At 64.6% G+C, this 23,501-nt stretch carries 22 protein-coding genes; 16 read left to right on the forward strand and 6 right to left on the reverse strand.

Going from position 1 to position 23,501, the window contains the following annotated elements:
* Positions 1-2 precede the first annotated feature (2 nt).
* The gene (locus ABMA46_RS12940) at positions 3-1,268 is read left to right on the forward strand and encodes an NAD(P)/FAD-dependent oxidoreductase (protein WP_348999887.1); all 1,266 of its coding nucleotides are present in this window, start codon (positions 3-5) and stop codon (positions 1,266-1,268) included.
* Here the strand turns inward: ABMA46_RS12940 and ABMA46_RS12945 are convergent.
* A complete protein-coding gene (locus ABMA46_RS12945; RefSeq protein ID WP_348999889.1) occupies positions 1,237-1,902 on the reverse strand; it encodes a 5-formyltetrahydrofolate cyclo-ligase in 666 nt (221 codons plus the stop codon). The two genes, ABMA46_RS12940 and ABMA46_RS12945, sit on opposite strands and share 32 nt — an antisense overlap.
* Before the next feature lie 164 nt (positions 1,903-2,066).
* On the opposite strand from ABMA46_RS12945, the gene ABMA46_RS12950 reads away from it, so the two are divergent.
* Positions 2,067-2,195 carry a hypothetical protein gene (locus tag ABMA46_RS12950; protein WP_348999890.1) on the forward strand — a complete coding sequence of 43 codons (129 nt, stop codon included), beginning with the start codon at positions 2,067-2,069 and terminating at the stop codon, positions 2,193-2,195.
* 136 nt (positions 2,196-2,331) lie between these two features.
* Positions 2,332-2,634, forward strand: coding sequence for a Dabb family protein (locus tag ABMA46_RS12955; RefSeq protein WP_348999892.1), 303 nt, complete (start codon positions 2,332-2,334; stop codon positions 2,632-2,634).
* Positions 2,635-2,841: 207 nt separating this feature from the next.
* Here the strand turns inward: ABMA46_RS12955 and groL are convergent, their stop codons facing one another.
* Positions 2,842-4,485, reverse strand: a complete 1,644-nt coding sequence (groL, locus tag ABMA46_RS12960; protein ID WP_348999894.1) for a chaperonin GroEL — start codon at positions 4,483-4,485, stop codon at positions 2,842-2,844.
* A gap of 66 nt (positions 4,486-4,551) precedes the next feature.
* Positions 4,552-4,848 (reverse strand): co-chaperone GroES, encoded by a 297-nt coding sequence (gene groES / locus ABMA46_RS12965; RefSeq protein ID WP_348999896.1) that lies wholly within the window; start codon positions 4,846-4,848, stop codon positions 4,552-4,554.
* A 282-nt stretch (positions 4,849-5,130) separates the two neighbouring features.
* On the opposite strand from groES, the gene ABMA46_RS12970 reads away from it, so the two are divergent.
* From ABMA46_RS12970 to ABMA46_RS12985, 4 genes are all read left to right on the forward strand, one after another.
* Positions 5,131-6,054 carry a bifunctional helix-turn-helix transcriptional regulator/GNAT family N-acetyltransferase gene (locus tag ABMA46_RS12970; protein WP_348999898.1) on the forward strand — a complete coding sequence of 308 codons (924 nt, stop codon included), beginning with the start codon at positions 5,131-5,133 and terminating at the stop codon, positions 6,052-6,054.
* A 119-nt stretch (positions 6,055-6,173) separates the two neighbouring features.
* A complete protein-coding gene (locus ABMA46_RS12975; protein ID WP_349000146.1) occupies positions 6,174-6,656 on the forward strand; it encodes a MarR family winged helix-turn-helix transcriptional regulator in 483 nt (160 codons plus the stop codon).
* Positions 6,653-7,876, forward strand: coding sequence for an HlyD family secretion protein (locus tag ABMA46_RS12980; RefSeq protein WP_348999900.1), 1,224 nt, complete (start codon positions 6,653-6,655; stop codon positions 7,874-7,876). The genes ABMA46_RS12975 and ABMA46_RS12980 overlap by 4 nt, the downstream gene beginning before the upstream one ends.
* A 27-nt stretch (positions 7,877-7,903) precedes the next feature.
* Positions 7,904-9,439, forward strand: a complete 1,536-nt coding sequence (locus tag ABMA46_RS12985) for a DHA2 family efflux MFS transporter permease subunit (protein WP_348999902.1) — start codon at positions 7,904-7,906, stop codon at positions 9,437-9,439.
* A 57-nt stretch (positions 9,440-9,496) separates the two neighbouring features.
* On the opposite strand, the gene ABMA46_RS12990 is transcribed toward ABMA46_RS12985, so the two are convergent.
* Positions 9,497-10,015, reverse strand: a complete 519-nt coding sequence (locus ABMA46_RS12990; RefSeq protein ID WP_348999904.1) for a CAP domain-containing protein — start codon at positions 10,013-10,015, stop codon at positions 9,497-9,499.
* A gap of 212 nt (positions 10,016-10,227) precedes the next feature.
* On the opposite strand from ABMA46_RS12990, the gene ABMA46_RS12995 reads away from it, so the two are divergent.
* The 3 genes from ABMA46_RS12995 to ABMA46_RS13005 all read left to right on the forward strand — a co-directional run bounded on the left by ABMA46_RS12995 (position 10,228) and on the right by ABMA46_RS13005 (position 13,098).
* Positions 10,228-11,049 (forward strand): DUF2189 domain-containing protein, encoded by an 822-nt coding sequence (locus ABMA46_RS12995; RefSeq protein ID WP_348999906.1) that lies wholly within the window; start codon positions 10,228-10,230, stop codon positions 11,047-11,049.
* Between the two features lie 195 nt (positions 11,050-11,244).
* Entirely contained in the window at positions 11,245-12,105 is an 861-nt protein-coding gene (locus tag ABMA46_RS13000; RefSeq protein ID WP_348999908.1) for a TIGR01459 family HAD-type hydrolase, read from the forward strand.
* A 9-nt stretch (positions 12,106-12,114) separates the two neighbouring features.
* Positions 12,115-13,098, forward strand: coding sequence for a bifunctional riboflavin kinase/FAD synthetase (locus ABMA46_RS13005; RefSeq protein WP_348999909.1), 984 nt, complete (start codon positions 12,115-12,117; stop codon positions 13,096-13,098).
* Between the two features lie 2 nt (positions 13,099-13,100).
* Here ABMA46_RS13005 and ABMA46_RS13010 read toward each other — a convergent pair whose 3' ends face one another.
* Positions 13,101-13,655: an HdeD family acid-resistance protein gene (locus ABMA46_RS13010; RefSeq protein WP_348999911.1), complete on the reverse strand. Its 555-nt coding sequence runs from the start codon at positions 13,653-13,655 to the stop codon at positions 13,101-13,103.
* A 177-nt stretch (positions 13,656-13,832) separates the two neighbouring features.
* On the opposite strand from ABMA46_RS13010, the gene ABMA46_RS13015 reads away from it, so the two are divergent.
* From ABMA46_RS13015 to ABMA46_RS13025, 3 genes are all read left to right on the forward strand, one after another.
* Positions 13,833-14,651 carry a MipA/OmpV family protein gene (locus tag ABMA46_RS13015; RefSeq protein WP_348999912.1) on the forward strand — a complete coding sequence of 273 codons (819 nt, stop codon included), beginning with the start codon at positions 13,833-13,835 and terminating at the stop codon, positions 14,649-14,651.
* 235 nt (positions 14,652-14,886) lie between these two features.
* Positions 14,887-18,015 carry an isoleucine--tRNA ligase gene (ileS, locus tag ABMA46_RS13020; RefSeq protein ID WP_348999913.1) on the forward strand — a complete coding sequence of 1,043 codons (3,129 nt, stop codon included), beginning with the start codon at positions 14,887-14,889 and terminating at the stop codon, positions 18,013-18,015.
* A gap of 184 nt (positions 18,016-18,199) precedes the next feature.
* On the forward strand, positions 18,200-18,898 hold the full coding sequence (locus ABMA46_RS13025; RefSeq protein ID WP_348999914.1) for a hypothetical protein: 699 nt from the start codon (positions 18,200-18,202) through the stop codon (positions 18,896-18,898).
* Between the two features lie 13 nt (positions 18,899-18,911).
* On the opposite strand, the gene ABMA46_RS13030 is transcribed toward ABMA46_RS13025, so the two are convergent.
* Complete coding sequence (locus tag ABMA46_RS13030) at positions 18,912-19,358, reverse strand: nucleoside deaminase (RefSeq protein WP_348999915.1); 447 nt, start codon at positions 19,356-19,358, stop codon at positions 18,912-18,914.
* Positions 19,359-19,436: 78 nt separating this feature from the next.
* Here ABMA46_RS13030 and ABMA46_RS13035 point away from each other — a divergent pair, with 78 nt between their 5' ends.
* From ABMA46_RS13035 to ABMA46_RS13045, 3 genes are all read left to right on the forward strand, one after another.
* Complete coding sequence (locus ABMA46_RS13035; RefSeq protein ID WP_348999917.1) at positions 19,437-21,467, forward strand: pseudouridine synthase; 2,031 nt, start codon at positions 19,437-19,439, stop codon at positions 21,465-21,467.
* Positions 21,467-22,021, forward strand: coding sequence for a 16S rRNA (guanine(966)-N(2))-methyltransferase RsmD (gene rsmD, locus ABMA46_RS13040; protein ID WP_348999918.1), 555 nt, complete (start codon positions 21,467-21,469; stop codon positions 22,019-22,021). Before ABMA46_RS13035 ends, rsmD begins: the two co-directional genes overlap by 1 nt.
* 102 nt (positions 22,022-22,123) lie before the next feature.
* Positions 22,124-23,500, forward strand: a complete 1,377-nt coding sequence (locus ABMA46_RS13045; protein ID WP_348999919.1) for a M16 family metallopeptidase — start codon at positions 22,124-22,126, stop codon at positions 23,498-23,500.
* The last annotated feature ends 1 nt before the right edge of the window (position 23,501 follow it).

Here is a 23,501-nt window from a genome sequence, read left to right on the forward strand (position 1 = left end):
TCATGAGCAGCCACCATCATATCGTCGTCGTCGGTGCGGGGTTTGGCGGTCTGGAATTCGTCCGGGCCATCGCCGGTTCCCCGGTCGAGGTGACGCTGATCGACCAGCGCAACCATCATCTCTTCCAGCCGTTGCTCTATCAGGTCGCGACCACCTCGCTGGCGACGTCCGAGATCGCATGGCCGATCCGCCATCTGGTGCGCCGCTACAGGAACGTCACGACCCTGCTGGGCACCGTCACGGGGGTTGATGCCGACGCCAGAAAAGTGCGGCTCGACGATGGCTGGGAGATCGGTTACGACACGCTCGTGCTGGCAACCGGCGCGCGCCACGCCTATTTCGGCCACGACGAATGGGAAGAGTTCGCTCCGGGGTTGAAGACGCTGGAGGACGCGACCGCCATTCGCCGCCGGTTGCTGCTCGCCTTCGAGCAGGCCGAGCGGGAGACCGATCCGGTGGCGCGCGCCGCGCTGCTGACCTTCGTCATCATCGGCGGCGGTCCGACCGGCGTCGAGCTTGCCGGAACCATCGCCGAGCTTGCCCATGTCACCTTGCGCGGCGAATTCCGCAACATTGACACCGCAAAGACGCGGGTGGTGCTGGTCGAGGCCGGCGAGCGGGTGCTGGCCGCCTTCAAGCCGGCCTTGTCAGACTACGCCAGATCGGCGCTGGAGCGTCTGGCCGTTACTGTCGAACTGGGCAATGCGGTTACCGCCTGCGACGCCGAGGGCGTGGTCTTCGGCGGCCGAAGGCTGCCGGCGCGCACGATCATCTGGGCGGCCGGCGTGGCGGCTTCGCCGGCGGCGCAATGGCTCGGGGCGGCGGCCGATCGGGCAGGGCGCCTCGTCGTCGAGCCCGATCTGACGGTGCCGGGGCACCCGGACATCTTCGTGATCGGCGACACTGCGCAGGTCGCGCGTCCAGAGGGCGGTTTCGTTCCCGGCATAGCGCCGGCCGCCAAGCAGGCCGGCAAATATGTCGCGGCGACGGTGAAGGCCAGGCTTGCCGGCGATAACCACTTGCGGCCTTTCCGCTACAAACATGCGGGCGACCTTGCCACCATCGGCAAGCGCGCCGCGGTCATCGATTTCGGACGCCTGCGCTTCACCGGATGGCTCGCCTGGTGGCTGTGGGGCATCAGCCACATCTTCTTCCTCATCGGCCTGCGTTACCGGCTGGCGGTGGCTCTGAGCTGGTTGTGGATCTACACGACAGGGCAGCGCAGCGCCCGATTGATCACCCAGGGCGACGCGGACCAGCCTCGGTGACCACCGCATCCATCGGGATATCGTGCGGCTGCGGGTAGATCGTCGCAATGCGCTGGAGCTCGTAGCCGATGCCGATGACCAGAGGCTTGCGCGGCATGGCCGCAATCGTGCGATCGAAGAAGCCGCCGCCATAGCCGAGCCGGTAACGATTCGGATCGATGCCCACGATCGGCGCGATGACCACGTCCGGAAACACCGGGTCGCCGGCGGCCGGGACAGGGATGTTCCAGACGCCTTTTTCCAGCGGTTCGCCCGCTTTCCAGGCCTTGAAAACCAAGGGATGGCCTTTTTCGATCACAATGGGGAGCGCGGTCTGGCCGCCACGGTCCACGACGGTCGCCATCCAGGGACGAAGGTCCGGTTCGCCGCGGAATGGCCAGTAGAGGCTGACCATCTTTCCGGCGACGTCGCCGATCAGTTCGTCGAGGCCGTCGGCGATGCGTGCTGCCATCGCGGTGCGGGCGTCGGCGGAGACCGCGAGCCTGGACTGGATCAGGCGCTCGCGCTCGGCCTTGCGCCAGCGGCGCACGTCACTCCAGTCGGCAACCGGCGCCTGGAAGGAAGGATCGAGCTCGTGCATGAAGCAGGGCGGTGACGCATACTGCGCCCCGCCTTCGTCGTCCGTATCAGTCATTGCTCATGTCTCGCTTGTCCACCTTTTCATCCTACGCCCGCCGAAGAACGAGGATTTCCCGCATGCGACCCCCGCGGTCGTTTGCCGGATCGTTCTCGCCCTGAAGGCGGGACGGCCGTCCGCCTGTCACTATATCGTTTGGAAAACGCATGATATGATCGGCCATGCGCTACGTCATCTTCTTCGCGGCATTGGGATTTTTCGCAGCGTGGGACATCATCTATAATCACGGGCAATATATCGACGAGGTTATGCGCTTCACGGCGCATCTCGTCCGCTCGGTCACCGGCTGACTGTCTCGGCAGCCTCGCGCCCGCGACAAGCTGCCGGTTGACGCGAGCATCCCGGGGAACCAAAACCACCCTCCGGAAAGGGGCAGGTCGCCGTCGGTGCGGCCGGATAGTCGATCCCGTTTCACAGGAGGCATCGTTGATCCGCCATATCGTATTCTTCAGCGCCCGCGACAAAAACGAAATGGAGCGCGTGCGCGTCGGATTGATGGAACTCGGCCGCATCCCTCATTCGACATTCTTCGAGGTGGCGTTGAACAGCAAGGTCGATCCCATGTCCGATGAGATCGATATCGTGGTCTATGCCGAGTTCACCGACCAGGCTGCGCTTTCCGCCTACAAGGCGCATCCGATCTATGCCGAGACCACCGCCAAGGTGCGGCCCATGCGCGAATTGCGGTACTCCGCCGATTTCCAATCGAAGAGCGCCGCAACCGTGTGACGGGGCGTCGTCCCTATCGAGGGGCGCGGCCGCAATGCCGTTCCATTCTTGAAATCATGCTGCCGCGACAGGAAGCCAAGTCAGGCGACCTCGCGTCCGGCGACATCTCTGCCTGCAACGTGTCCCGGTAGGTCCTCTCATTTTTCCCCGAAAGAAAAAGGGCGGTCGTTGCCGACCGCCCCTTTTTTGTGTGCCTGAAAGGCTGGATCAGAAGTCCATGCCACCCATTCCGCCCATGCCGCCGCCGGGCATGGCCGGGGCCGGAGCGTCCTTCTTCGGAGCTTCGGCGATCATGGCCTCGGTGGTGACCAGCAGGCCGGCGACCGAAGCGGCGTCCTGCAGCGCGGTGCGCACGACCTTGACCGGATCGACGATGCCGAGCGAGATCATGTCGCCATATTCGCCGGTCTGGGCGTTGTAGCCGAAGGTGGCCGACTTGTTCTCGAGGATCTTGCCGGCAACGATCGAGGCTTCAGCACCCGCGTTCGACGCGATCTGGCGGGCCGGAGCCTGCAGGGCGCGCTTGACGATGGCAATGCCGGCCGCCTGGTCGGCGTTGACGCCGGTCGCCTTGATGGCGGTCGACGCACGCAGCAGAGCAGTGCCGCCGCCGGAGACGATGCCTTCCTCTACCGCCGCGCGGGTGGCGTTCAGGGCGTCGTCGACGCGGTCCTTCTTCTCCTTGACCTCGATCTCGGTCGCACCGCCGACGCGGATGACGGCGACGCCACCGGCCAGCTTGGCGAGGCGCTCCTGCAGCTTCTCGCGATCGTAATCGGAGGTGGTCTCCTCGATCTGCTGCTTGATCTGGGCAACGCGGCCCTGGATCTCGGCCTTCTTGCCGGCGCCGTCGACGATCGTGGTGTTCTCCTTCTCGATGCGCACGCGCTTGGCGCGGCCGAGCATGTTGAGACCGACGTTCTCGAGCTTGATGCCGAGGTCTTCCGAGATCACCTGGCCGCCGGTCAGGATCGCGATGTCCTCAAGCATGGCCTTGCGGCGGTCGCCGAAGCCCGGAGCCTTGACGGCGGCGATCTTCAGGCCGCCACGCAGCTTGTTGACGACCAGCGTGGCAAGCGCCTCGCCTTCGACGTCCTCGGAGATGATGAGGAGCGGCTTGGAGGTCTGGACGACGGCTTCCAGAACCGGGAGCATCGCCTGCAGGTTGGAGAGCTTCTTCTCGTGCAGGAGGATGTAAGCGTCTTCCAACTCGGCGACCATCTTGTCGGGGTTGGTGACGAAGTAGGGCGACAGGTAGCCGCGGTCGAACTGCATGCCCTCGACCACTTCCAGCTCGGTCTCGGCGGTCTTGGCTTCCTCGACGGTGATGACGCCCTCGTTGCCGACCTTCTGCATCGCCTCGGCGATCATCTTGCCGACCGACTCATCGCCATTGGCCGAGATGGTGCCGACCTGAGCGACTTCGTCGGAGGTCTTGATCTTCTTGGCCGACTTGCCGAGAGCAGCGACCACTTCGCCGACGGCGAGATCGATGCCGCGCTTCAGGTCCATCGGGTTCATGCCGGCGGCAACCGCCTTGGCGCCTTCCTGAACGATCGACTGGGCGAGCACCGTGGCGGTCGTGGTGCCGTCGCCGGCGATGTCGTTGGTCTTGGAGGCCACTTCGCGCACCATCTGGGCGCCCATGTTCTCGAACTTGTCCTCCAGCTCGATCTCCTTGGCGACGGTGACGCCGTCCTTGGTGATGCGCGGAGCGCCGAACGACTTGTCGATGACGACGTTGCGGCCCTTGGGGCCGAGCGTGACCTTCACCGCATCGGCGAGGATGTTGACACCGCGCAGCATGCGCTCGCGGGCGTCACGGGAGAATTTTACTTCCTTGGCTGCCATTTCAATACTCCTGGATCTTCAGATCCGAAATTCAGTTTGGCTTGTGAAGAATGGGACGCCGGCCGATCAGCCGATGATGCCCATGATGTCGGATTCCTTCATGATCAGAAGGTCTTCGCCGTTGAGCTTGACTTCGGTGCCGGACCACTTGCCGAACAGCACACGGTCGCCGGCCTTGACGTCCAGCGGAACCAGCTTGCCGGCCTCGTCGCGGGCGCCGGAACCGACGGCGATGACTTCGCCTTCCTGCGGCTTTTCCTTCGCCGTGTCGGGGATGATGATGCCGCCAGCGGTCTTCTCTTCGGAATCAACACGCTTGACGACCACGCGGTCATGAAGCGGGCGGAACTTCGACTTTGCCATTTGCTTGCCTCAGTACGATGTGAGAAAGGATTCCTCCGTCCGGCTTGCGCCGAACACAATTAGCACTCCCCATTGGCGAGTGCTAACGTGCCGGTGAGATAGTTTTCCTCACTTCGTGAGTCAAGAAGCGCGAGCCCGCGCGACGTAAAAATAACGGAAGGCGCCGCTCTTTTGTCCGACCTGCCCCACGCAGGATCGCAAATATGGCATCGTTCGCGATAGATAGTTGACTCAGTCAAATAAAGTTCCGATGCTGCCGGTCGTTATCGGAGGTCGGCGGAAATGGAAATATCCGAGGAAGGCACGATCGCTGCGGTTCGACGGTTCAACCGCTTCTATACGCGGCAGATCGGTCTGCTCAGCGAGGGGTTGCTCGATAGCCGGTTTTCGCTGACCGAAGCGCGCGTGCTCTATGAACTCGCGCATCGCGAGGCATCCGTCGCCAGCGAACTCTGCCGCGGCCTGGGTCTCGACGCAGGTTATCTCAGCCGGATGCTCAAGCGCTTCGAGGAGAATGGATTGATCGCGCGCACGCCAAGCGATGCCGACGCGCGCCAGGCTTCGATAGTCCTGACCAAGACCGGCCGTGAGGCTTTCGGCCCGTTGGATGCTGCGTCGAGACACCAGGTGACGGCGTTGATCTCGCACCTGGATGAACCCAGCCGGGCGCGTCTGGTCGGCGCGATGGAAGATGTACGTGCATTGCTTGGCGCCGATGCTCCGCCGTCGTCTTATATCCTGAGACCGCTGCAGGTGGGCGACATCGGTTGGATCACACATCGGCAAGGGCTGCTCTATGCCCGTGAATACGGGTGGGACGAGACATACGAGGCGCTTGTGGCCGAAATCCTCGGTGCCTTCGTCAGGGATTTCGACCCTGAGCGCGAGGCATCGTGGGTCGCCGAACGGCGAGGCGAGGTGATCGGTTCGGTCTTTCTCGTGAAGAAATCCGATACGATCGCCAAGCTTCGGCTTCTCTATGTCGAGCCCTCGGCGCGCGGTCTCGGTCTCGGGTGCCGTCTGGTCGACGAATGTATCGCCTTCGCCCGCGCGAAGGGCTATCGCCGGCTGACCCTGTGGACGAACGATGTGCTGGTCTCGGCGCGCCGCATCTATCAGGCGGCGGGCTTCACGCTTGCCGACGAGGAGAAACACCACGCTTTCGGCAAGGATCTCGTCGGTCAGAACTGGAATCTGGACCTGTAGCGTTCCTGGCGCCGGTCGGTAACCGGTTCTTAGGGACGTCGTGATCCGGCATGGCTGCCATGCGTTTTTGTGCGATGCAGCGGATTGAATGATAAGCACGCTTATAATATATGCCGCTCATGGTTTCGAATGGCATAGAGAATTTGGGATTCCTGATCCACGACGTGCAGCGCCTTTTGCGCAAGCGTTTCGAGGCGCGCGCCAGTGAAACAGGACTTTCCGCCGCACAATGGCGATTGCTGGTACGTGTCGCCAAGGAAGAGGGCGTTGCGCAGGCACGGCTGGCCGAACTTCTCGAGATCGAGCCGATCAGCGTTTCGCGCCTGATCGACCGGATGGAGGAAGGCGGCTGGATCGAGCGGCGGCAGGATGTCAACGACCGTCGTGTCCGCACCATCCATCCGACGCCCAGGGCGCGTGAGGTTTATACGGAGGTCAAGGCGCTGGCTGCCGAAGTCTACGAGGAATCGCTCAGAGGCGTTTCCCTGGAGACCCGTCGCGGCCTGATTTCCACGCTCAAGGCGATGGCAGAAAACCTGTCCGATGGCGAACAGCCGCCCTGCGGCACGATCAAGACTTCAGAAGGCATGACAACAGCATGAACGCGGTGGCAAAAGTGGATGAGAACGTGACCAAGGTGGAGATGGAAGGTCCGGCACAACCGGCCCAACCGACTCCGGCTACGCCCGCGGACGAAGCGCTGAAGCAGGATGCGCCGAAGCAGGCGGAAGCCGCACATCCGGCGCCGGTGGCGCCGAGACGGAAAAGCCGCCGGACGGGCCGCTTTGCCCTGATGCTCGCCCTGCCGCTTCTGCTCCTGGTCGGTGGCGGCTACATATGGGTGACCGGCGGTCGCTACGAAGAGACGGAAAACGCGAATCTCCAGCAGGCGAGGGTTTCAATTGCCGCCGATGCCGCTGGTCGCATCGTGGACGTCGACGTCGCCGACAACAAGGCTGTCAAGAAAGGCGACGTGCTGTTCCGCATCGATCCGCAGCCATATGACATTGCACTGGCACAAGCCGATGCGGCCGTGGCCAATGCGCGCCTGAACGTCGAGCAGTTGCGCGCGGCCTATCATCAGGCGATTGCCCAGGAGAAGTCTGCGCAGAGCGAAGTCAACTACGCGCAGTCGCAGTACGATCGCTCGGCCGATCTCGCAAAGAAGGGCATCAGCGCGACGTCGTCGCTGGACGAGGCGCGCAACGATCTGGACAAGTCGAAGATGCAACTGGCCGTCGCGCAACAGGGCATCGAGAGCGCTAAAGCGGCTCTCGGCGGCGATCCCGATATCGAGACCGACAAGCATCCTGCGGTGCTGGCGGCCCTTGCGGCGCGCGCCAAGGCGGCCTACGACCTTGCCCAGACCACGGTGCATGCGCCGGCGGACGGCGTGGTTTACCAGGCCGCGTCTTTCCGGGTCGGTCAATATGTGACCACCGGCACGGCCCTGTTCACGCTGGTCGAAACGGGCGACACCTGGATCGACGCCAATTTCAAGGAAACGCAGCTGACGAACATGAAGCCCGGTCAGAAGGCCGAGGTCGTTCTCGACACCTATCCGGACAAGACGTTCGCGGCCACGGTCGAGGCCATCGGGGCCGGCACCGGCGCCGAGTTCTCGCTGCTTCCGGCGCAGAATGCCACCGGCAACTGGGTCAAGGTTACCCAGCGCATTCCGGTCCGGCTGAAACTCGACGACGCCGGCGGCAAGCTGGCGCTGCGCGCCGGCATGAGCGCCGACGTGTCCGTCGATACGGGCGTGGCGCGCGGCCTGCCGAGCTTCCTCGGCGGTCACGCCGTGGCCGCCCAGGACGAGTAAGGCGCCGGTCGCGGTTGAGTTCAGATCATGGCCCAGGCTGATCCGGTCAATCCCTATGACGTACCGCATCGCGGGCTGATCACGGTCGCCCTCATGTTGGCGACGATCATGCAGGCGCTCGACACCACGATCGCCAACGTGGCGCTGCCGACGATGATGGGCAATCTCGGCGCGTCGCCCGACAACATCAACTGGGTGCTGACCTCCTACATCGTCGCGGCCGCAATCATGACGCCGGTGACGGGCTGGCTGGCCGATCGGCTCGGCCGCAAGGAACTGTTTCTCACCTCGGTCGTCGGGTTCACCGTCTCCTCCATGCTGTGCGGCATCGCGTGGAGCCTGGAGACGATGGTGCTCTTCCGCCTCCTGCAAGGCGTCTTCGGAGCGGCCATCGTTCCGCTTTCCCAGACGTTCCTGCTCGACATCAACCCGAAGGAGCGCCACGGCCAGGCGATGGCGATATGGGGCGCCGGCATCATGCTCGGCCCGATCCTCGGGCCGATGCTGGGCGGCTGGATCACCGAGAACCTTACCTGGCGCTGGGTGTTCTTCATCAATCTGCCCATCGGCATCCTGGCTTTCGCGGGCATGTTGATTTTCCTGCCGAAGATTCCCCGGCGCGCGCGCGGCTTCGATTTCTTCGGCTTCGCCATGCTCTCGCTTGGCGTCGGCGCGCTGCAGATGCTGCTCGATCGCGGCGGCGAGGTGGACTGGTTTTCCTCGGTCGAGATATGGATCGAACTCGGCCTGTCGCTGTGCGGCTTCTGGGTCTTCATCATCCATATGATGAGCGCCGATCACCCCTTCATCGATCCACGCATATTTCTCGACCGCAATTTCGTCACCGGCCTCGCCTTCATCTTCGTCATGGGCGTGCTGATCCTGGCTTCCATGGCGCTACTGCCGCCGATGCTGTCGACCATCTTCGGCTACCCGAGCGTGACCACCGGTCTCGTGATGGGACCGCGCGGCGTCGGCACGATGATCTCCATGCTTGTCGTGGGGCGGCTCGTGGCAAAAGTCGATGCGCGGATTCTCGTCGTTATCGGCTTTCTGCTCACGGCCCAGTCGCTGTACACGATGGCGGGCTTCTCGCCGCAGATGGACGACAGGCTGATCCTGGTTTCCGGCGTCGTCCAGGGACTCGGCATGGGCATGGTGTTCGTGCCGCTGTCCACGATCACCTTCGCGACACTCGACGCGCGCTACCGCACCGACGCGACCGCCCTGTTCAGCCTCGTGCGAAATCTCGGCTCGTCGATCGGCGTGTCAGTGGTGTCGATGCTGCTGAGCCGTAATATCCAGGTGAACCACACCGAGCTGTCGGCCTTCGTCAATCCATACAATCCGAACCTGCAGGCGATGTCGCCTGCTGCCGTCAGCGGCGACCCGGTCGCGCTGTCCCAGATCGACGGACTGGTGAACATGCAGTCGCAGATGATTTCCTACAACAACGATTTCTGGCTGCTGATGCTGATGACGCTGGTGGCGGTGCCGTTCGTCATTCTGCTGCGCAAGCCCAAGGCGGCCCCGGCAGGAGCGCCTTCGGTGCATATGGACTGAGGCAATCGGCAGTCGACTCCCTGGAAACCTTTCCGATTGCGGATCTGCCGACTGCCGCTACTTTCCAAGCACCAGCGCCCAGTACCGCCAGTCGGCGTTCTTGCTGTCACGGACATAGGCCAGCCCGAAGCGCATGAAGCGGGCGTCGAGCATGTTGCGGCGGTGCGGCGGCGATTTCATCCACATGTCGAACAGCCGGGCGAGGTCCATGCGTCCTTCGGCGATGTTTTCCGCCGCCGCACCGGCAATGCCGTTGTCCTTGACGCGGGAAGCGAAATCCTTGCCCCAGCCGGTCGTGTGCTCCATGCGCCGGGCGCCGGCCATGTAGCCTGCCTGCTGCAGGGCCGCCTGTTCGAGCCGGCTGTCCGTTGCGAGAGCGGAGAGTCCGTTCGCGGTTCTGTAGCCGTTGATGATCGACGCGGCGGAGGCCGAGGCGCCGGCGCCCTGGCCGGTCGGCCGCAGCGTGCCGCAGGCGGCCAGCGCGGCGAGGGCGCCGAGACCGGTCAATCGGAGAAGCTGGCGCCGGTCGGGCATGAGAAGGGTCGGCTGCGCGACGGGGGAATGCGTTTTGGTCATGTCGTGCCGGGATAGCCGCAATCATGGCATTTGACAGGCAAACGCATGAAAAATCCGTCATCGGCGGGTTTCGCCTCCCGGACAACTGAACAGGACGGATACCAGGCAAGCGACAGCAGCGACAGAACCTGCTATGGTCTCCCCGTTCAATGTGGCAGCCACGGGCGGCCATCATGGCGGTGTCCGCCCGCGCAACGCACGGGAGGATGGTTATGGCCAATTTTCACGTCATGGCAGGCGCGAGCGGGAGTCTTGTCCAGCCCGCGATCAGGCAGATTTCCGTTGGTGACCTGATGGATGCGCTCAGGTCCGGTTTCGAGGATTTCTGGGCGAAACCCTCTCATTACGTGTTCCTGTGCTTGATCTATCCTATCGTCGGTCTGATCCTCACCCAGTGGTCGTCAGGTTCGAACGCTCTCCAGCTTGTCTATCCGCTGATGTCGGGCTTCGCGCTGGTCGGTCCCTTTGCAGCGATTGGATTGTACGAGATCAGCCGGCGGCGCGAACTGGGCGCGGATACCTCATGGCGCCACGCATTCGATGTCCGGCATTCGCCTGCGCTGCCCTCGATTGCGGCGGTCGGAATCATGCTTGTCGCCTTGTTCCTGCTTTGGCTGTATGTCGCGCAGTCGATCTATATCGGTATTTTCGGCGATCAGCCGCCGGCCTCGATCGGTAGCTTCCTCGACCAGATATTCGGGACCAGCCTGGGCTGGAAGCTCATTCTCCTCGGCAACGTCGCCGGCTTCCTGTTCGCGCTCGTTGCGCTTGCGACGACCGTCGTGGCGTTCCCGCTGCTGCTCGACCGCGACGCCGGCGCGGTAGCGGCGATCGAAACCTCGTTCCGGGCCTTGATCGCCAATCCGGTTCCAATGCTTTTATGGGGACTGATCGTCGCCGTACTGCTGGTGATCGGCTCGATCCCGCTGTTCGCCGGCCTGGCGGTTGTCGTGCCGGTGCTCGGTCATGCGACCTGGCATCTCTACCGCAAGGTGGTCGAGCCGAGCCGCCCCGCCGAGCGCCGTCCGATGTGACCGGCTTGCCGCTTCCGACCTCGCCGCGCTCCGGCCGCTGTCGTGAATGTCGACGCGGCCGGCGCTGGACAGTTCCCGGAGGACCGTCCATGCACACCCGGCCACGAAAGCTGGTGACAGGCCGGAGCGGTTCGGCTAATTGCGGGCATCCGGCGTTCCGCCGGCTTCATCCTCGCAATGTGCACGGGACACGGCATGGCCGATTTGCCGGAAACGATCGATTCGCTGGACATGCTCTTTCCCCGCTATGGCGCGCTGCTGTGCGACGTGTGGGGTGTAATCCACAACGGCGAGAAACATTTCCCCGCCGCCGCGGCGGCGCTCCAGCGGGCGCGCGAGTCGGGTCTTGCGGTGGTGCTCATCACCAATTCGCCGCGTCGTAGCAAGGACGTCGCTGATCAGCTTCGCATGATCGGCGTTCCGGAAGGTTCCTTCGATCGGATCGTCAGTTCGGGCGACGTCACGCGCGAGCTGATCGCCGAAGGGCCGCGCCGAATCTTCCATATCGGCCCGGACCGTGACTTCAATCTCTACGACGGGCTGGATGTCGAGCTTGTCGAGGAGTTCGAGGCCGATTCCGTCGTCTGCACCGGCCCGTATAATGACGATGTCGAGACGCCGGACGACTATCGCGACCTGCTGATGCGTCTTCGAGCCCGCAACCTGCCTTTCATATGCGCCAATCCCGACATCGTGGTGGAACGCGGCGAACGGCTGATCTGGTGCGCCGGTGCCATCGCCCGCGACTATGCCCAGCTTGGCGGGCGGACGCTGATCGCCGGCAAGCCACATGCTCCGATCTATCGCGCCGCGCTGAAGGCGGCCGGCGAAGTGGCGGGCCGCGACCTTTCTCTTTCCGACGCGCTGGCGGTCGGCGACGGCATGATGACCGACGTCAAGGGCGGGGCCGACAACGGTTTCGACGTGCTCTACGTCTCCGGCGGCATCCACGCGCGCGACTACGGCGAGCCGTTGGCGCCCGATCCGGCGCTTTTGGCCGCCTTCCTCGACAAGCATGGCTATCATCCGGTGGCGATGATGCCGAGGTTGCGCTAGGGCTCGCTCATGGCCGGGACGTTCGAGCGCCTTACCGGAGACAAGCCGCTGCCGCATCATCTGCGCGGCGGCGTGGTGGCGATCGGCAATTTCGACGGCGTGCATCGCGGCCATCAGGTCGTGCTCGGCCGCGCGCTTGCAGAGGCACGGCGGACCGGCGCGCCGGCGCTGGTGCTGACGTTCGAGCCGCACCCCCGCAAGGTTTTCCAGCTCGATGCGCCGCTCTTCATCCTGACGCCGCCGGCCATGAAGGCACGACTACTTTCATTTCTCGGCTTCGACGCCGTGGTGGAGCAGTGCTTCACCAGGGAGTTCGCGTCACAGTCGGCCGAAACTTTCGTCATCGACGTGCTCGAGAAGTGCCTCGGCATCAGCCATGCCGTGACCGGGTTCGACTTTCATTTCGGCAAGGATCGGCAAGGCGGTCCGGCCTTTCTGATGGACGCGGGCAAGCGCCACGGCTTCGGCGTGACGCCCGTCGACGCCTTTCGCGACGAGGGTGCCGAAGTCGTCTCCTCGAGCCGCATCCGCGCGCTGCTGGAGGAGGGCGACGTGGCACAGGCGGCCGGGCTGCTTGGCTATCGATTCACCGTGGAAGCCGAGATCGGCGGCGGACAGAAGCTCGGCCGCACGCTCGGCTTTCCGACCGCCAACATGACGCTTCCGCCAGATACGGCGCTGCGGCACGGCATCTATGCGGTGCGTTTTCGCCGCGCCGACGGATCGCTCCACGACGGCGTCGCATCCTTCGGCCGCCGGCCAACCGTCGACGACAATGGCGCGCCGCTGCTCGAAACCTTCCTGTTCGACTTTGACGGTGATCTCTATGGCGAGACCTGTGCGGTGTCGTTCTTCGGCTGGCTGCGCGGCGAGGAGAAATTCGACGGACTGGATGCGCTCGTCGCGCAGATGAAGCGCGACGAAGCGGAGGCGAGGGCGCTGCTTTCAGGCGTGCGGCCGCTTTCCGAACTGGACGGAAAAGTCGCGTTCTGACCCTATCGCTTCAGCGCGAGCCCGAACGCGATGAAGCTCCAGCCCTGGAAAACCAGGTCGATGGCAAGGAAAAGGCCCAGCACCCACAGGCTGTTGACCGGCCAGTGCATGGCGATGACGAGACCGGCGAGCGCGGTCACGATGCCGGCCGTGACGATCCAGCCCGAGCCTTTTTCCGACCAGTGCTGATAGGCGACCCACACCCTGAGCAACCCTGAGGCGATCAGGGCGATTGCCAGAAGGAAGGTCAGCACCGCCGAGGCGAGCAGGGGGTTGTAGAAGGCGAAGAAGCCGGCGAAGGCGTAAAGCAGGCCGGACAGCAGCCAGTAGAAGAAACGGCCCCATGTCTTGACGCCGAAGGCGTGGATGATCTCGACAGCGCCGGCCATCAGCATGAGCCAGCCGATCAGATAGACGGACGCCACCGTCGCGATGAAAAGATTGCCGAAGGCAATGCCGCCGAAGATCAGCAGCAGCACGCCGAGCGCGACGAACCAGCCCCATTTGTCGCGTGTTGCGCCGATTGCGTCTTTCAAGGTGTCGTTGTGCAGGGTCATGGCTTGGTCTCCACCGCCGCAGGTTGGACTCCGGCGGAGGTTAGCGCCGCACGGGTTTTGCGTCTACTGGCTCGTATGCTTGCTTCTGATGGCATTGCCGCAACGGATTTAAATCAAATTTTACCGGATTCCGGACAAGGGTTCCGATAAACCTCAAGTTGTGCGTAGGGTGTCCGAATGACTCGCTTTTCCAAGACAGCAATCGCGTCGATCTTGCTGGCGCTGGCGCTGGCGCCGGCGGCCGCGCAGGCGGGCGAGGGGCCGATGGGCTGGCTCTCCGGCGATTGGTATCTGACGGTCGGCGCGACCGGCCTGGTGGCGCCGGATTTCGAGGGAAGCAACAATTACCTGTTCAGCGCCCAGCCGCTGATCTCGCTCGGCAAGGCAGGCCCGCAGGCGCGATTCGTCTCCCGCAACGACAACATCTCCTTCAGCCTGTACGACAGCGGCGCCGTGCGCGCCGGCTTGACCGGCAAGATCATCTGGGGTCGCGACGGCGGCGATGCCGACGCCTTGAAGCACCTCGATCCCGTGCGCTTCGGCGGCGAGATAGGTGGCTTTGCCGAAATCTATCCGACAGACTGGCTGCGCGTGCGCGGCGAAGTCCGCCAAGGCATCCGCTCGCATCATGGCGTCGTCGCCGACGTCGCCGCGGATGCCTTCCAGGACGTGACGCCGGACATCCGCGTTTCCGGCGGCCCGCGCCTGTCCTTCGCCTCGTCGGACTATTTCGATGCCTATTATGGTGTCGACGCCGACGAGTCGGCGGCGTCGGGCCTGCGCGAATACCATCCCGGCGGCGGCCTGAAATCGGTCGGCGTCGGCGGCGCTGTGACGTGGAAGACCACGGACAGGGTCACCACCAGCCTGTTCGGCGAATATGCGCGGCTGATGGGGCCGGCCGCCGATTCCAGCCTTGTGAGGGAGCGCGGCGACCGCAACCAGTTCACGGTCGGCGTCTCGGCGAGCTATCGCTTCGATTTCACCATCCGCTGATCGAAGCGCTTTATTCGCGCTGCGCTTTCCGCTAGAAGCGCGCGCATGACGATGGTTGCGCCTCTTGTGGCGATACGAATTAGTGGCCCGGTGTTCCGGGCGGCCCGACGGTCGTAGACCGGAGGCCGCCGGAGCCGCCGGGATTTTTCGCGCGACGGACCCTCGCGCTTTTTCCGAAACATGATAGGTGAACGCCCGGGCTCTTTTGCAGCCGGGCAACGCATATGGCAGACCGATGACCGATACCCCCAGCACCGACAAAGAGACGATCGACTATTCCAAGACGCTCTACCTGCCGCGGACGGATTTTCCCATGCGCGCGGGCCTGCCTGAGAAGGAGCCGCTGCTGGTCAGGCGCTGGCAGGACATGGACCTCTACAGGCGCCTGCGCGAGACCTCCGCCGGTCGCCCGCTCTACGTCCTGCACGACGGCCCGCCCTACGCCAACGGTAACATCCACATCGGCCATGCGCTGAACAAGATCCTCAAGGACGTCATCACCCGCTCGTTCCAGATGCGCGGCTACAATTCCAACTACGTGCCGGGCTGGGACTGCCACGGCCTGCCGATCGAGTGGAAGATCGAGGAGGAAAACTACCGCTCGAAAGGCAAGTCGAAGCCGGACCTGTCGGACCCGGCGGCGATGATCGAGTTCCGCCGCGAGTGCCGCGCCTATGCCGAGCATTGGATCAAGGTGCAGGGCGCCGAGTTCCAGCGGCTTGGTGTCGTCGGCGACTTCAAGAACCCGTATCTGACGATGAGCTACCATGCCGAGGCGCGCATCGCCGGCGAGCTCTTGAAATTCGCGATGTCCGGCCAGCTCTATCGTGGCTCCAAGCCGGTGATGTGGTCGGTGGTGGAGCGCACCGCGCTCGCCGAGGCCGAGATCGAGTACCACGACTACGAGAGTGACACGATCTGGGTGAAGTTCCCGGTTTTGAATGTGAATACCGAACCAAGTTCAATCCTTGGCCATGACCTTGAACTGGCAGAACAATTGAAGAAGGCAGCAGTCGTTATCTGGACGACCACACCTTGGACTATCCCTGGCAACCGTGCTGTCGCTTACTCTCCGCGCATTCCCTATCGCCTTTATAAAGTCACGCAGGCCGAAAACGATTTCGGCCCGCAGCCGGGAGAGTTGCTCATTTTCGCGAAGGCATTGGCGGAAGAGGCATTTGCTAAGGCAAAGCTGCAATTCATAGAAGTAGACGAACTCGATGAGAATGAGCTTCGCCAACTTACGCTCTCACACCCCTTCAAGGGTCTCGGCGGCGGCTATGAATTCGCCGTTCCTATGCTCGCCGGCGACCACGTCACCGACGATGCCGGCACCGGCTTCGTCCACACCGCGCCCGGTCATGGCCGCGAGGACTTCGACGCCTGGATGGACGCCGCGCGCGACTTGCAGGGCAGGGGCATCGACACCGCGATCCCCTTTACCGTTGACGATGCCGGCTATTACACCAAGGACGCGCCGGGCTTCGGCCCGGATCGCGAGGGCGGGCCGGCGCGCGTCATCGACGACAACGGCAAGAAGGGCGACGCCAACAAGGCCGTCATCGACGAATTGATCGCGCGCAATGCGCTGTTCGCGCGCGGCCGGATGAAACACCAGTACCCGCATTCCTGGCGTTCCAAGAAGCCGATTATCTTCCGCAACACGCCGCAGTGGTTTGTCTATATGGACAAGGACCTCGGCGGGTATGGACTCTCCCCCCTTGAGGGGGAGATGGCCGGCAGGCCAGAGGGGGTGACTTCAGAAGGCACCGCCAATGAGGCGTCGATCAAGGCCGCGGCGACCCCCTCCGCCGCCTTCGGCGGCACCTCCCCCTCAAGGGGGGAGGATACGCTGCGCAACCGCGCCCTCGCCGCCATCGACGACACGCGCTTCGTGCCGGCGGCAGGCCAGACGCGGCTGCGCGCCATGATCGAGGAGCGGCCGGACTGGGTGCTGTCGCGCCAGCGCGCCTGGGGCGTGCCGATCTGCGTCTTCGTGGACGAGGACGGCACCGTGCTGAAGGACGAAGCGGTCAACCAGCGCATCACAGAGGCTTTCGAGGCCGAGGGCGCGGACGCCTGGTTCGCCGAAGGCGCGCGCGAGCGGTTCCTCGGGTCGAGAGCCAACGAACCCTGGGTCATGGTCAAGGATATCCTCGACGTCTGGTTCGATTCCGGCTCGACGCACACCTTCACGCTGGAGGACCGCCCGGACCTGAAATGGCCGGCGGACGTCTATCTGGAAGGGTCCGACCAGCATCGCGGCTGGTTCCATTCCTCGCTGCTGGAAAGCTGCGGCACACGCGGCCGCGCGCCCTACGACGCCGTCATCACCCACGGCTTCACCATGGACGAGGAGGGGCGCAAGATGTCGAAGTCCCTCGGCAACACGGTCGTGCCGCAGGACGTCATCAAGCAATCGGGCGCCGATATCCTGCGCCTGTGGGTCGTCACCACCGACTACTGGGAGGACCAGCGGCTCGGCAAGACGATCCTCCAGACCAATATCGACGCCTATCGCAAGTTCAGGAACACCGTCCGCTGGATGCTGGGCACGCTGGCGCACGACGAGGGCGAGACCGTTCCGCTCGCGGACATGCCTGAACTGGAACGGCTGATGCTCCACCGGCTGTCCGAGTTGGATGACCTTGTGCGCGCGGGCTACGACGCCTTCGAGTTCAAGCGTATCACCCGCGCTCTGCTCGACTTCATGGTGGTCGAACTGTCGGCCTTCTATTTCGACATCCGCAAGGACGCGCTCTACTGCGAAGGCCCGTCCAGCGTGAAACGCAAGGCGGCGCTGCAGGTGGTGCGCCATCTGTTCGACTGCCTGGTCAAATGGTGGGCGCCGATGCTGCCCTTCACCACCGAGGAGGCCTGGCTCGAGCGCAACCCGCAGGCTCAGTCGCTGCACCTTGAGCAGATGCCGGACGTGCCGGCCGAATGGCGCAATGATAGGCTGGCCGAAAAATGGAAGAAAGTCAGGCAGATGCGGCGCGTCGTTACCGGTGCGCTGGAGATCGCCCGCGCCAACAAGCTGATCGGCTCGTCGTTGGAGGCGGTGCCAACGGTCTATCTGGACGACCGCCAACTCGAGAAGGACATCGAGGGCGTCGACATGGCGGAGATCGTCATTACCAGCGGCCTTGCCTTCTCGTATGACCATGCTCCGGCCGATGCCTTCGCGCTGGATGACGTGAAGGGGATCGCCGTGATTGTCGGAAAGGCGGAAGACGAAGGCCTGCGCAAATGCGCGCGGTCATGGCGCTATACGGCCGATGTCGGGTCCGACCCGGCGTTTCCGGACGTGTCGGCGCGCGACGCCGCCGTGCTGCGGGAACTCAAGGCGCTCGGCCGGCTCTGAGCCGCGATGCACAAATGTCACGTCCGCCTTTCGTCGGCGGGCGTGCGTTGCCCTTGACGGGCCTTTCGGTTAGACAGGCCGAACTCGTTTCCCGGTCCGGCAGACAAACTATCGCCGGATTTGCGTTCAAGGAACGGTGACGGGCGGGCGCCGGGCTGGCCGGCAGCGGTTCAGAGGTTCGAGAGTGGGATTTTTCGGTATAGACGACAGGGTTTGCGCTCGTGCGCTCGTTCTGGTGCCGCTGGTTGCCGGCGTAGGCGTGCTGTCCGGCTGCGTCAGTTCCCCCACCTACGGCACCGACAAGACCGCCAACGAGCAGCTTTTGAGCGACCTGAACGGCGCGCTGACGCTGGCGCCGCCGAAGAAGCAGCATATCGACTATACGCCGCGTCCGGCGCTGGTGAAGCCGGCCCCCGGCGAAAAGGAAACGCTGCCGCCGCCGCAGGAAAGCATCACGGCCAGCGCCGAATGGCCGGAATCGCCCGAGCAGCGGCGGGACCGCATCAGGCAATACGCCACCGAGCATCGCGACGACCAGAACTTCGAGCCGCAGGTCATCAACGACGTTCCGGCCAGTCCAGCCGCCGATGAATCGCGCGACAAGCTGGCGTTGGATCACCCGCGGCCGACCGCTTTCTCGAACGGGATGAGCGCCAAGCAGCGCCGCGAAGAAATCAACCGCCGGCTGGTCGAGCGCAACCAGGGCGATCCGACGAGCCGCAAATACCTGAGCGAGCCGCCGATCGGCTATCGTCAGCCGGCCGCTACCGCGCCCCAGGACGATATCGGCGAGGACGAAGTCAAGAAGGAGCGGCGCCTCAAGAAGGAAGCCGCCGCCAGGAGCGGCAAGAAGAGCGGCATGTTCGACTGGTTGCCCTGGTAAGGCTGCCGGCGCTCTATCGCCGGTCCCGGAAGAACGATTTCAGCATTGCCGCCGCTTCGGTTTCGCGTATGCCGGCATAGACGTCCGGCGCATGATGGCATGTGGCCGACGCGAAGAACCGGGGGCCGCTGACGACGGCGCCGCCCTTGTCGTCCGCCGCGCCGAAATAGAGCCTGCGCAGCCGCGCGAACGAAATGGCCCCGGCGCACATGGCGCAGGGTTCCAGCGTCACATAGAGATCATGGTCGATGAGGCGCTCGCTGCCTGTGGCGCGGCAGGCCTCCCGGATCGCCAGCATTTCGGCGTGCGCGGTCGGGTCGGCCAGTTCCCGGGTACGGTTGCCTGCCGCGGCGACGATCGCGCCGTTCGCGGCGATCACGGCGCCGATCGGCACCTCGCCGCGCGTCGCAGCGGCCTGGGCCTGTTCCAGTGCGACAGCCATGAAGTCGGGTCGTGTCAAGCGATCCTGCCTTGTCGAAAACGCCTCGTCACCGGGGCATGATCCTGTTATCTAGCCGCGCAAAAGGGCAAAGGCCACATGAACGACGACAACAACAAGAAGCCGCCGCGCCGGAACGGTGGCAAACCGACGGGCGCACGCGGCGGTTTCGGCGCGGGCAAGGGCGGCAAGCCGGCGGGCGGCAAGGCGAAATTCGGCAAGCCGCGCGGCCCTGCGGCCGAGGGTGCGCGCCACGGCAAGCCGTTCGAGAAGCGTGGTTTCAAGCCGCGCGAGGAGACAGATGCCCGGCCGCGCCGCGACTTCCAGCGAAGCGACCGGCCGAGGGATAACCGTACCGGCGAACCGGGCGCGGACGGTGCCTCACGCGAAAAGCGGCCGTTCCGCAAGGAAGCCGCTGGCGACAGGCCCTTCCGCAAGAAGCCCGACAGCGGAACCTACCGGGCGCGGGACGACAGGCCGTCCGGCAAACGCGAATTCAAGCCGCGCGACAGGGGCGAATTCAAGCCGCGCGATCGCACCGAATTCAAGCCTCGTGACCAAGGCAACGGCAAGTCCTTCACTGAGGGTGAAGGCAAAGAGCGGACCTATCGTTCGGGCCGTGTCGAGCGATCTGCCAGCCACGATGGTGCCAGGACAACCGGCAGGCCGCGCTTCGAGAAGCATGATGGCGGGGCCCGGCCTGACCGCAAGCCTTTCGTCAAACGCGAACGGATGGACGCCGCGCCTTCGCAGGAGGGCAGGCGCTTCGACCGCCCAAAACGCGACTTTCCCGACCGCAAGCCGTTCGTCAGACGTGACCGCGAAGAGGCTTCCCCGGCAGGCACGAAGCGCTTCGATCGTCCCAAGAGCGATTTTTCCGACCGCAAGCCCTCGGGCGGTGGCTTCAAGCCGCGGCCACGCGCCGACGACGCGCCGCAGGAGGGCGAGCGCATCGCCAAGCGGCTCGCGCGCGCCGGCATCGCGTCGCGACGCGACGCCGAGGAACTGATCGCCGCCGGCCGCGTCAAGGTCAATGGCAAGGTTCTGGATACGCCCGCCTTCAACGTGTCGGCGTCGGACGTCATCCATCTCGACGACACCGAGATACCGGCGGCCGAGCGCACGCGGCTCTTCCTCTTCCACAAGCCGGCCGGAGTGGTGACCACCAACCGTGATCCGGAGGGACGCAAGACCGTCTTCGAGGTGCTTCCCGCCGAATTGCCGCGGCTGATGACGGTGGGGCGGCTGGATATCAATACCGAAGGCCTGCTGCTGTTGACCAATGACGGCGGCCTGTCGCGCGTGCTTGAACTGCCTTCGACTGGATGGCTGCGCCGCTACCGGGTGCGCGTCCACGGCAAGGTCGAGGAGAAAGCACTGGCGGACCTCGCCAACGGCATAGCGGTCGACGGCGTCTTCTACGGCGCGGTCGAAGCGAGCCTGGAGCGTACGCAGGGCACCAACGCCTGGCTGACCATCGGTCTGCGCGAAGGCAAGAACCGCGAAGTGAAGAACATCCTCGGCGCGCTCGGGCTGGAGGTGACGCGGTTGATCCGCATCTCCTACGGACCGTTCCAGCTCGGCGAACTGCCCGAGGGCCATGTGCTCGAGATCAAGGGCCGCACCTTGCGCGACCAGCTCGGCGAGCGGCTGATCGAGGAGGCGGGCGCCAATTTCGAGGCCGACATCGCCACGCCCTTCTCCAACAGGCCGGTCCGGCGCTTCGAACCGCGGACCGAGCAGGGCGACCGGCCGAAACCGCCCCGCAGGGAGCGCCAGCCGATCGGCGAAGGCGGGCTGATCAAGGCGCGCAAGCGCCGCGAGAACAGCCGCGACGAAGCGCTCGGCAAGCTTTCGACACGGCCGGACCGGGAGCGTTTTGGCGACAAGCCGGGTTTCGGCGGCAAATCCGGCTTTGGCGAAAAGCGTGAGGGCAGGGCTGGCCGGGAGTCGCGGCCGATCGATCCGCCCGGCCAGCGCCGGGCCAACGTCTGGATGGCGCCCGGCGCAAGGCCGCAAGGCGAAAAGGCGAAGGACAAGGAGAGCGGTTCAAACACCGATCGCTCGTCGCGGCCAAGGTCCGGCGGAGACAGGCCGCGTCCTCGGCCGGGCAAGCCGAAAAAGCCCTGATGCGGATCGTCGGAGGCGATTTGCGCGGCCGGCCGCTGGCCACACCACAGGACCAGTCGATCCGCCCGACGACGGATCGGGCGCGTGAAGCTGTTTTCAACGTGCTCGCGCATCGTTTCCCCGAGCATCTGCACGGCGCGCGCGTCCTCGACCTTTTCGCCGGTACCGGTGCACTCGGTCTGGAGGCGCTGTCGCGGGGAGCGAGCTATGCCGTCTTTATCGAGGAATCGGCGCAGGGCCGGGGTCTGATCCGAACCAATGTCGAGGCTTTCAGGCTGACCGGCAGGACCAAGATATTCCGCCGCGATGCGACGAAGCTCGGCGAGGCGGGCACGCTGGCGCCCTTCGATCTGGTCTTTGCCGACCCGCCTTATGGCAAGGGCCTCGGCGAGCGGGCGCTGCATTCGGCAAGGCAAGGCGGCTGGCTGACGCCCGGCGCGCTCTGCGTCATCGAAGAGGTTGCGTCCGCACCTTTCGATCCTGGCCCGGATTTCGTGGTCGCGGACGAGCGATCCTATGGCGAGACGGTCATCCGGTTTCTCGAAATCCGGTGAGATGCCCGACTTCGGCCGTCTTTGCCGGCCAATGACGAACAGTTCATTTTCCGCGTCCGGCGTGTCCCCCTATCGTCCGGCCGTCCATCACCGGAGATGCCGATGAGTCCCCTGGCCGGTCGCCCGCGACGCGTTCTTTTTGCGGTCCTGCTGGTTTCGGGTTTCGCGAATGGCGCGGCCGCTGCCGGCTCCTCGCCGGGAGACGACGGGAAAGTGACCGATTTCACCCTCGCCAACGGCATGGAAGTCGTGGTCATTCCCGACCATCGGGCGCCCATCGTCACGCATATGGTGTGGTACAAGGTCGGCAGCGCGGACGAGCCGCCCGGCAAGTCGGGCATCGCGCACTTCTTCGAGCACCTGATGTTCAAGGCCACGACCAACCACAAGGCCGGCGAATTCGACGCGGCGGTCTCGGCCATCGGTGGCAACAACAACGCCTTCACCTCCTACGACTACACCTGCTTCTACGAGACCGTGCCGGCGCAGGCGCTTCGGGAGATGATGGATTTCGAGGCCGACCGGATGCGCAATCTCGTGCTGGACGACAAGACGGTCGCCACCGAACGTGACGTCATCCTGGAGGAGCGACGCTCACGCATCGACAACAATCCCAATGCCGTGCTGGACGAGGAACTTGACGCGACGCTGTGGCAGAACCAGCCCTATCGCATCCCGGTGATCGGCTGGATGCAGGAAATGCAGCAATTGAACCGCACCGACGCTCGCGCCTTCTACGACCGCTACTATCGCCCCAACAACGCCGTCCTGGTGGTGGCCGGCGATGTCGAACCGGACGATGTGAAGGCATTGGCGCAAGACACGTTCGGTAAGCTGGCGCGCGGCCCGGACCTGCCGGCGCGTATCCGGCCGGTCGAGCCGGAGCAGAACACCAAGCGCACGGTGACGCTGTCGGACGCGCGTGTCGGGGTTCCGAGCTTCACCACGCAATGGGTGGTGCCGTCCTACCGCACGGCGAAGCCCGGCGAGGCCGAGGCGCTCGCGCTGCTGGCGGAGATCCTTGGCGGCGGATCGCGCAGCCGTCTCTACCAGGAACTGGTGGTGAAGAAGGGCATCGCCGCCAGCGCGGGCGCCAGCTACCAGGGCAACATGCTCGACGCCACCAATTTCGCCGTCTACGGCGCGCCGCGCGGCGCCGCGACGCTGGGCGAGGTGGAGACGGCCCTCGATGCCGAAGTGGCGCGCATCGGCCGCGACGGCGTTACCGCCGACGAACTGGAAAAGGCCAAGAACCGGCTGGTCCGTTCGATGATCTTCGCGCGCGACCAGCAGCAGGCGATGGGCAATATCTACGGCTCCACACTGGCCGTCGGCGGGACGGTGGCGGATGTCGAGGAATGGCCGGCGCGCATCCGCAAGGTGACGGCGGACGAGGTCAAGGCTGCTGCTGCGCGCTATCTGGTTTTCGACCGGTCCGCCACCGGCTATCTGATGCCCAAGACACAGGCTGGGAACTGAA

Origin of the sequence: Mesorhizobium hunchu (assembly GCF_040081975.1) — a bacterium.
GTDB classification, from domain to species: Bacteria; Pseudomonadota; Alphaproteobacteria; order Rhizobiales; family Rhizobiaceae; genus Mesorhizobium; species Mesorhizobium hunchu.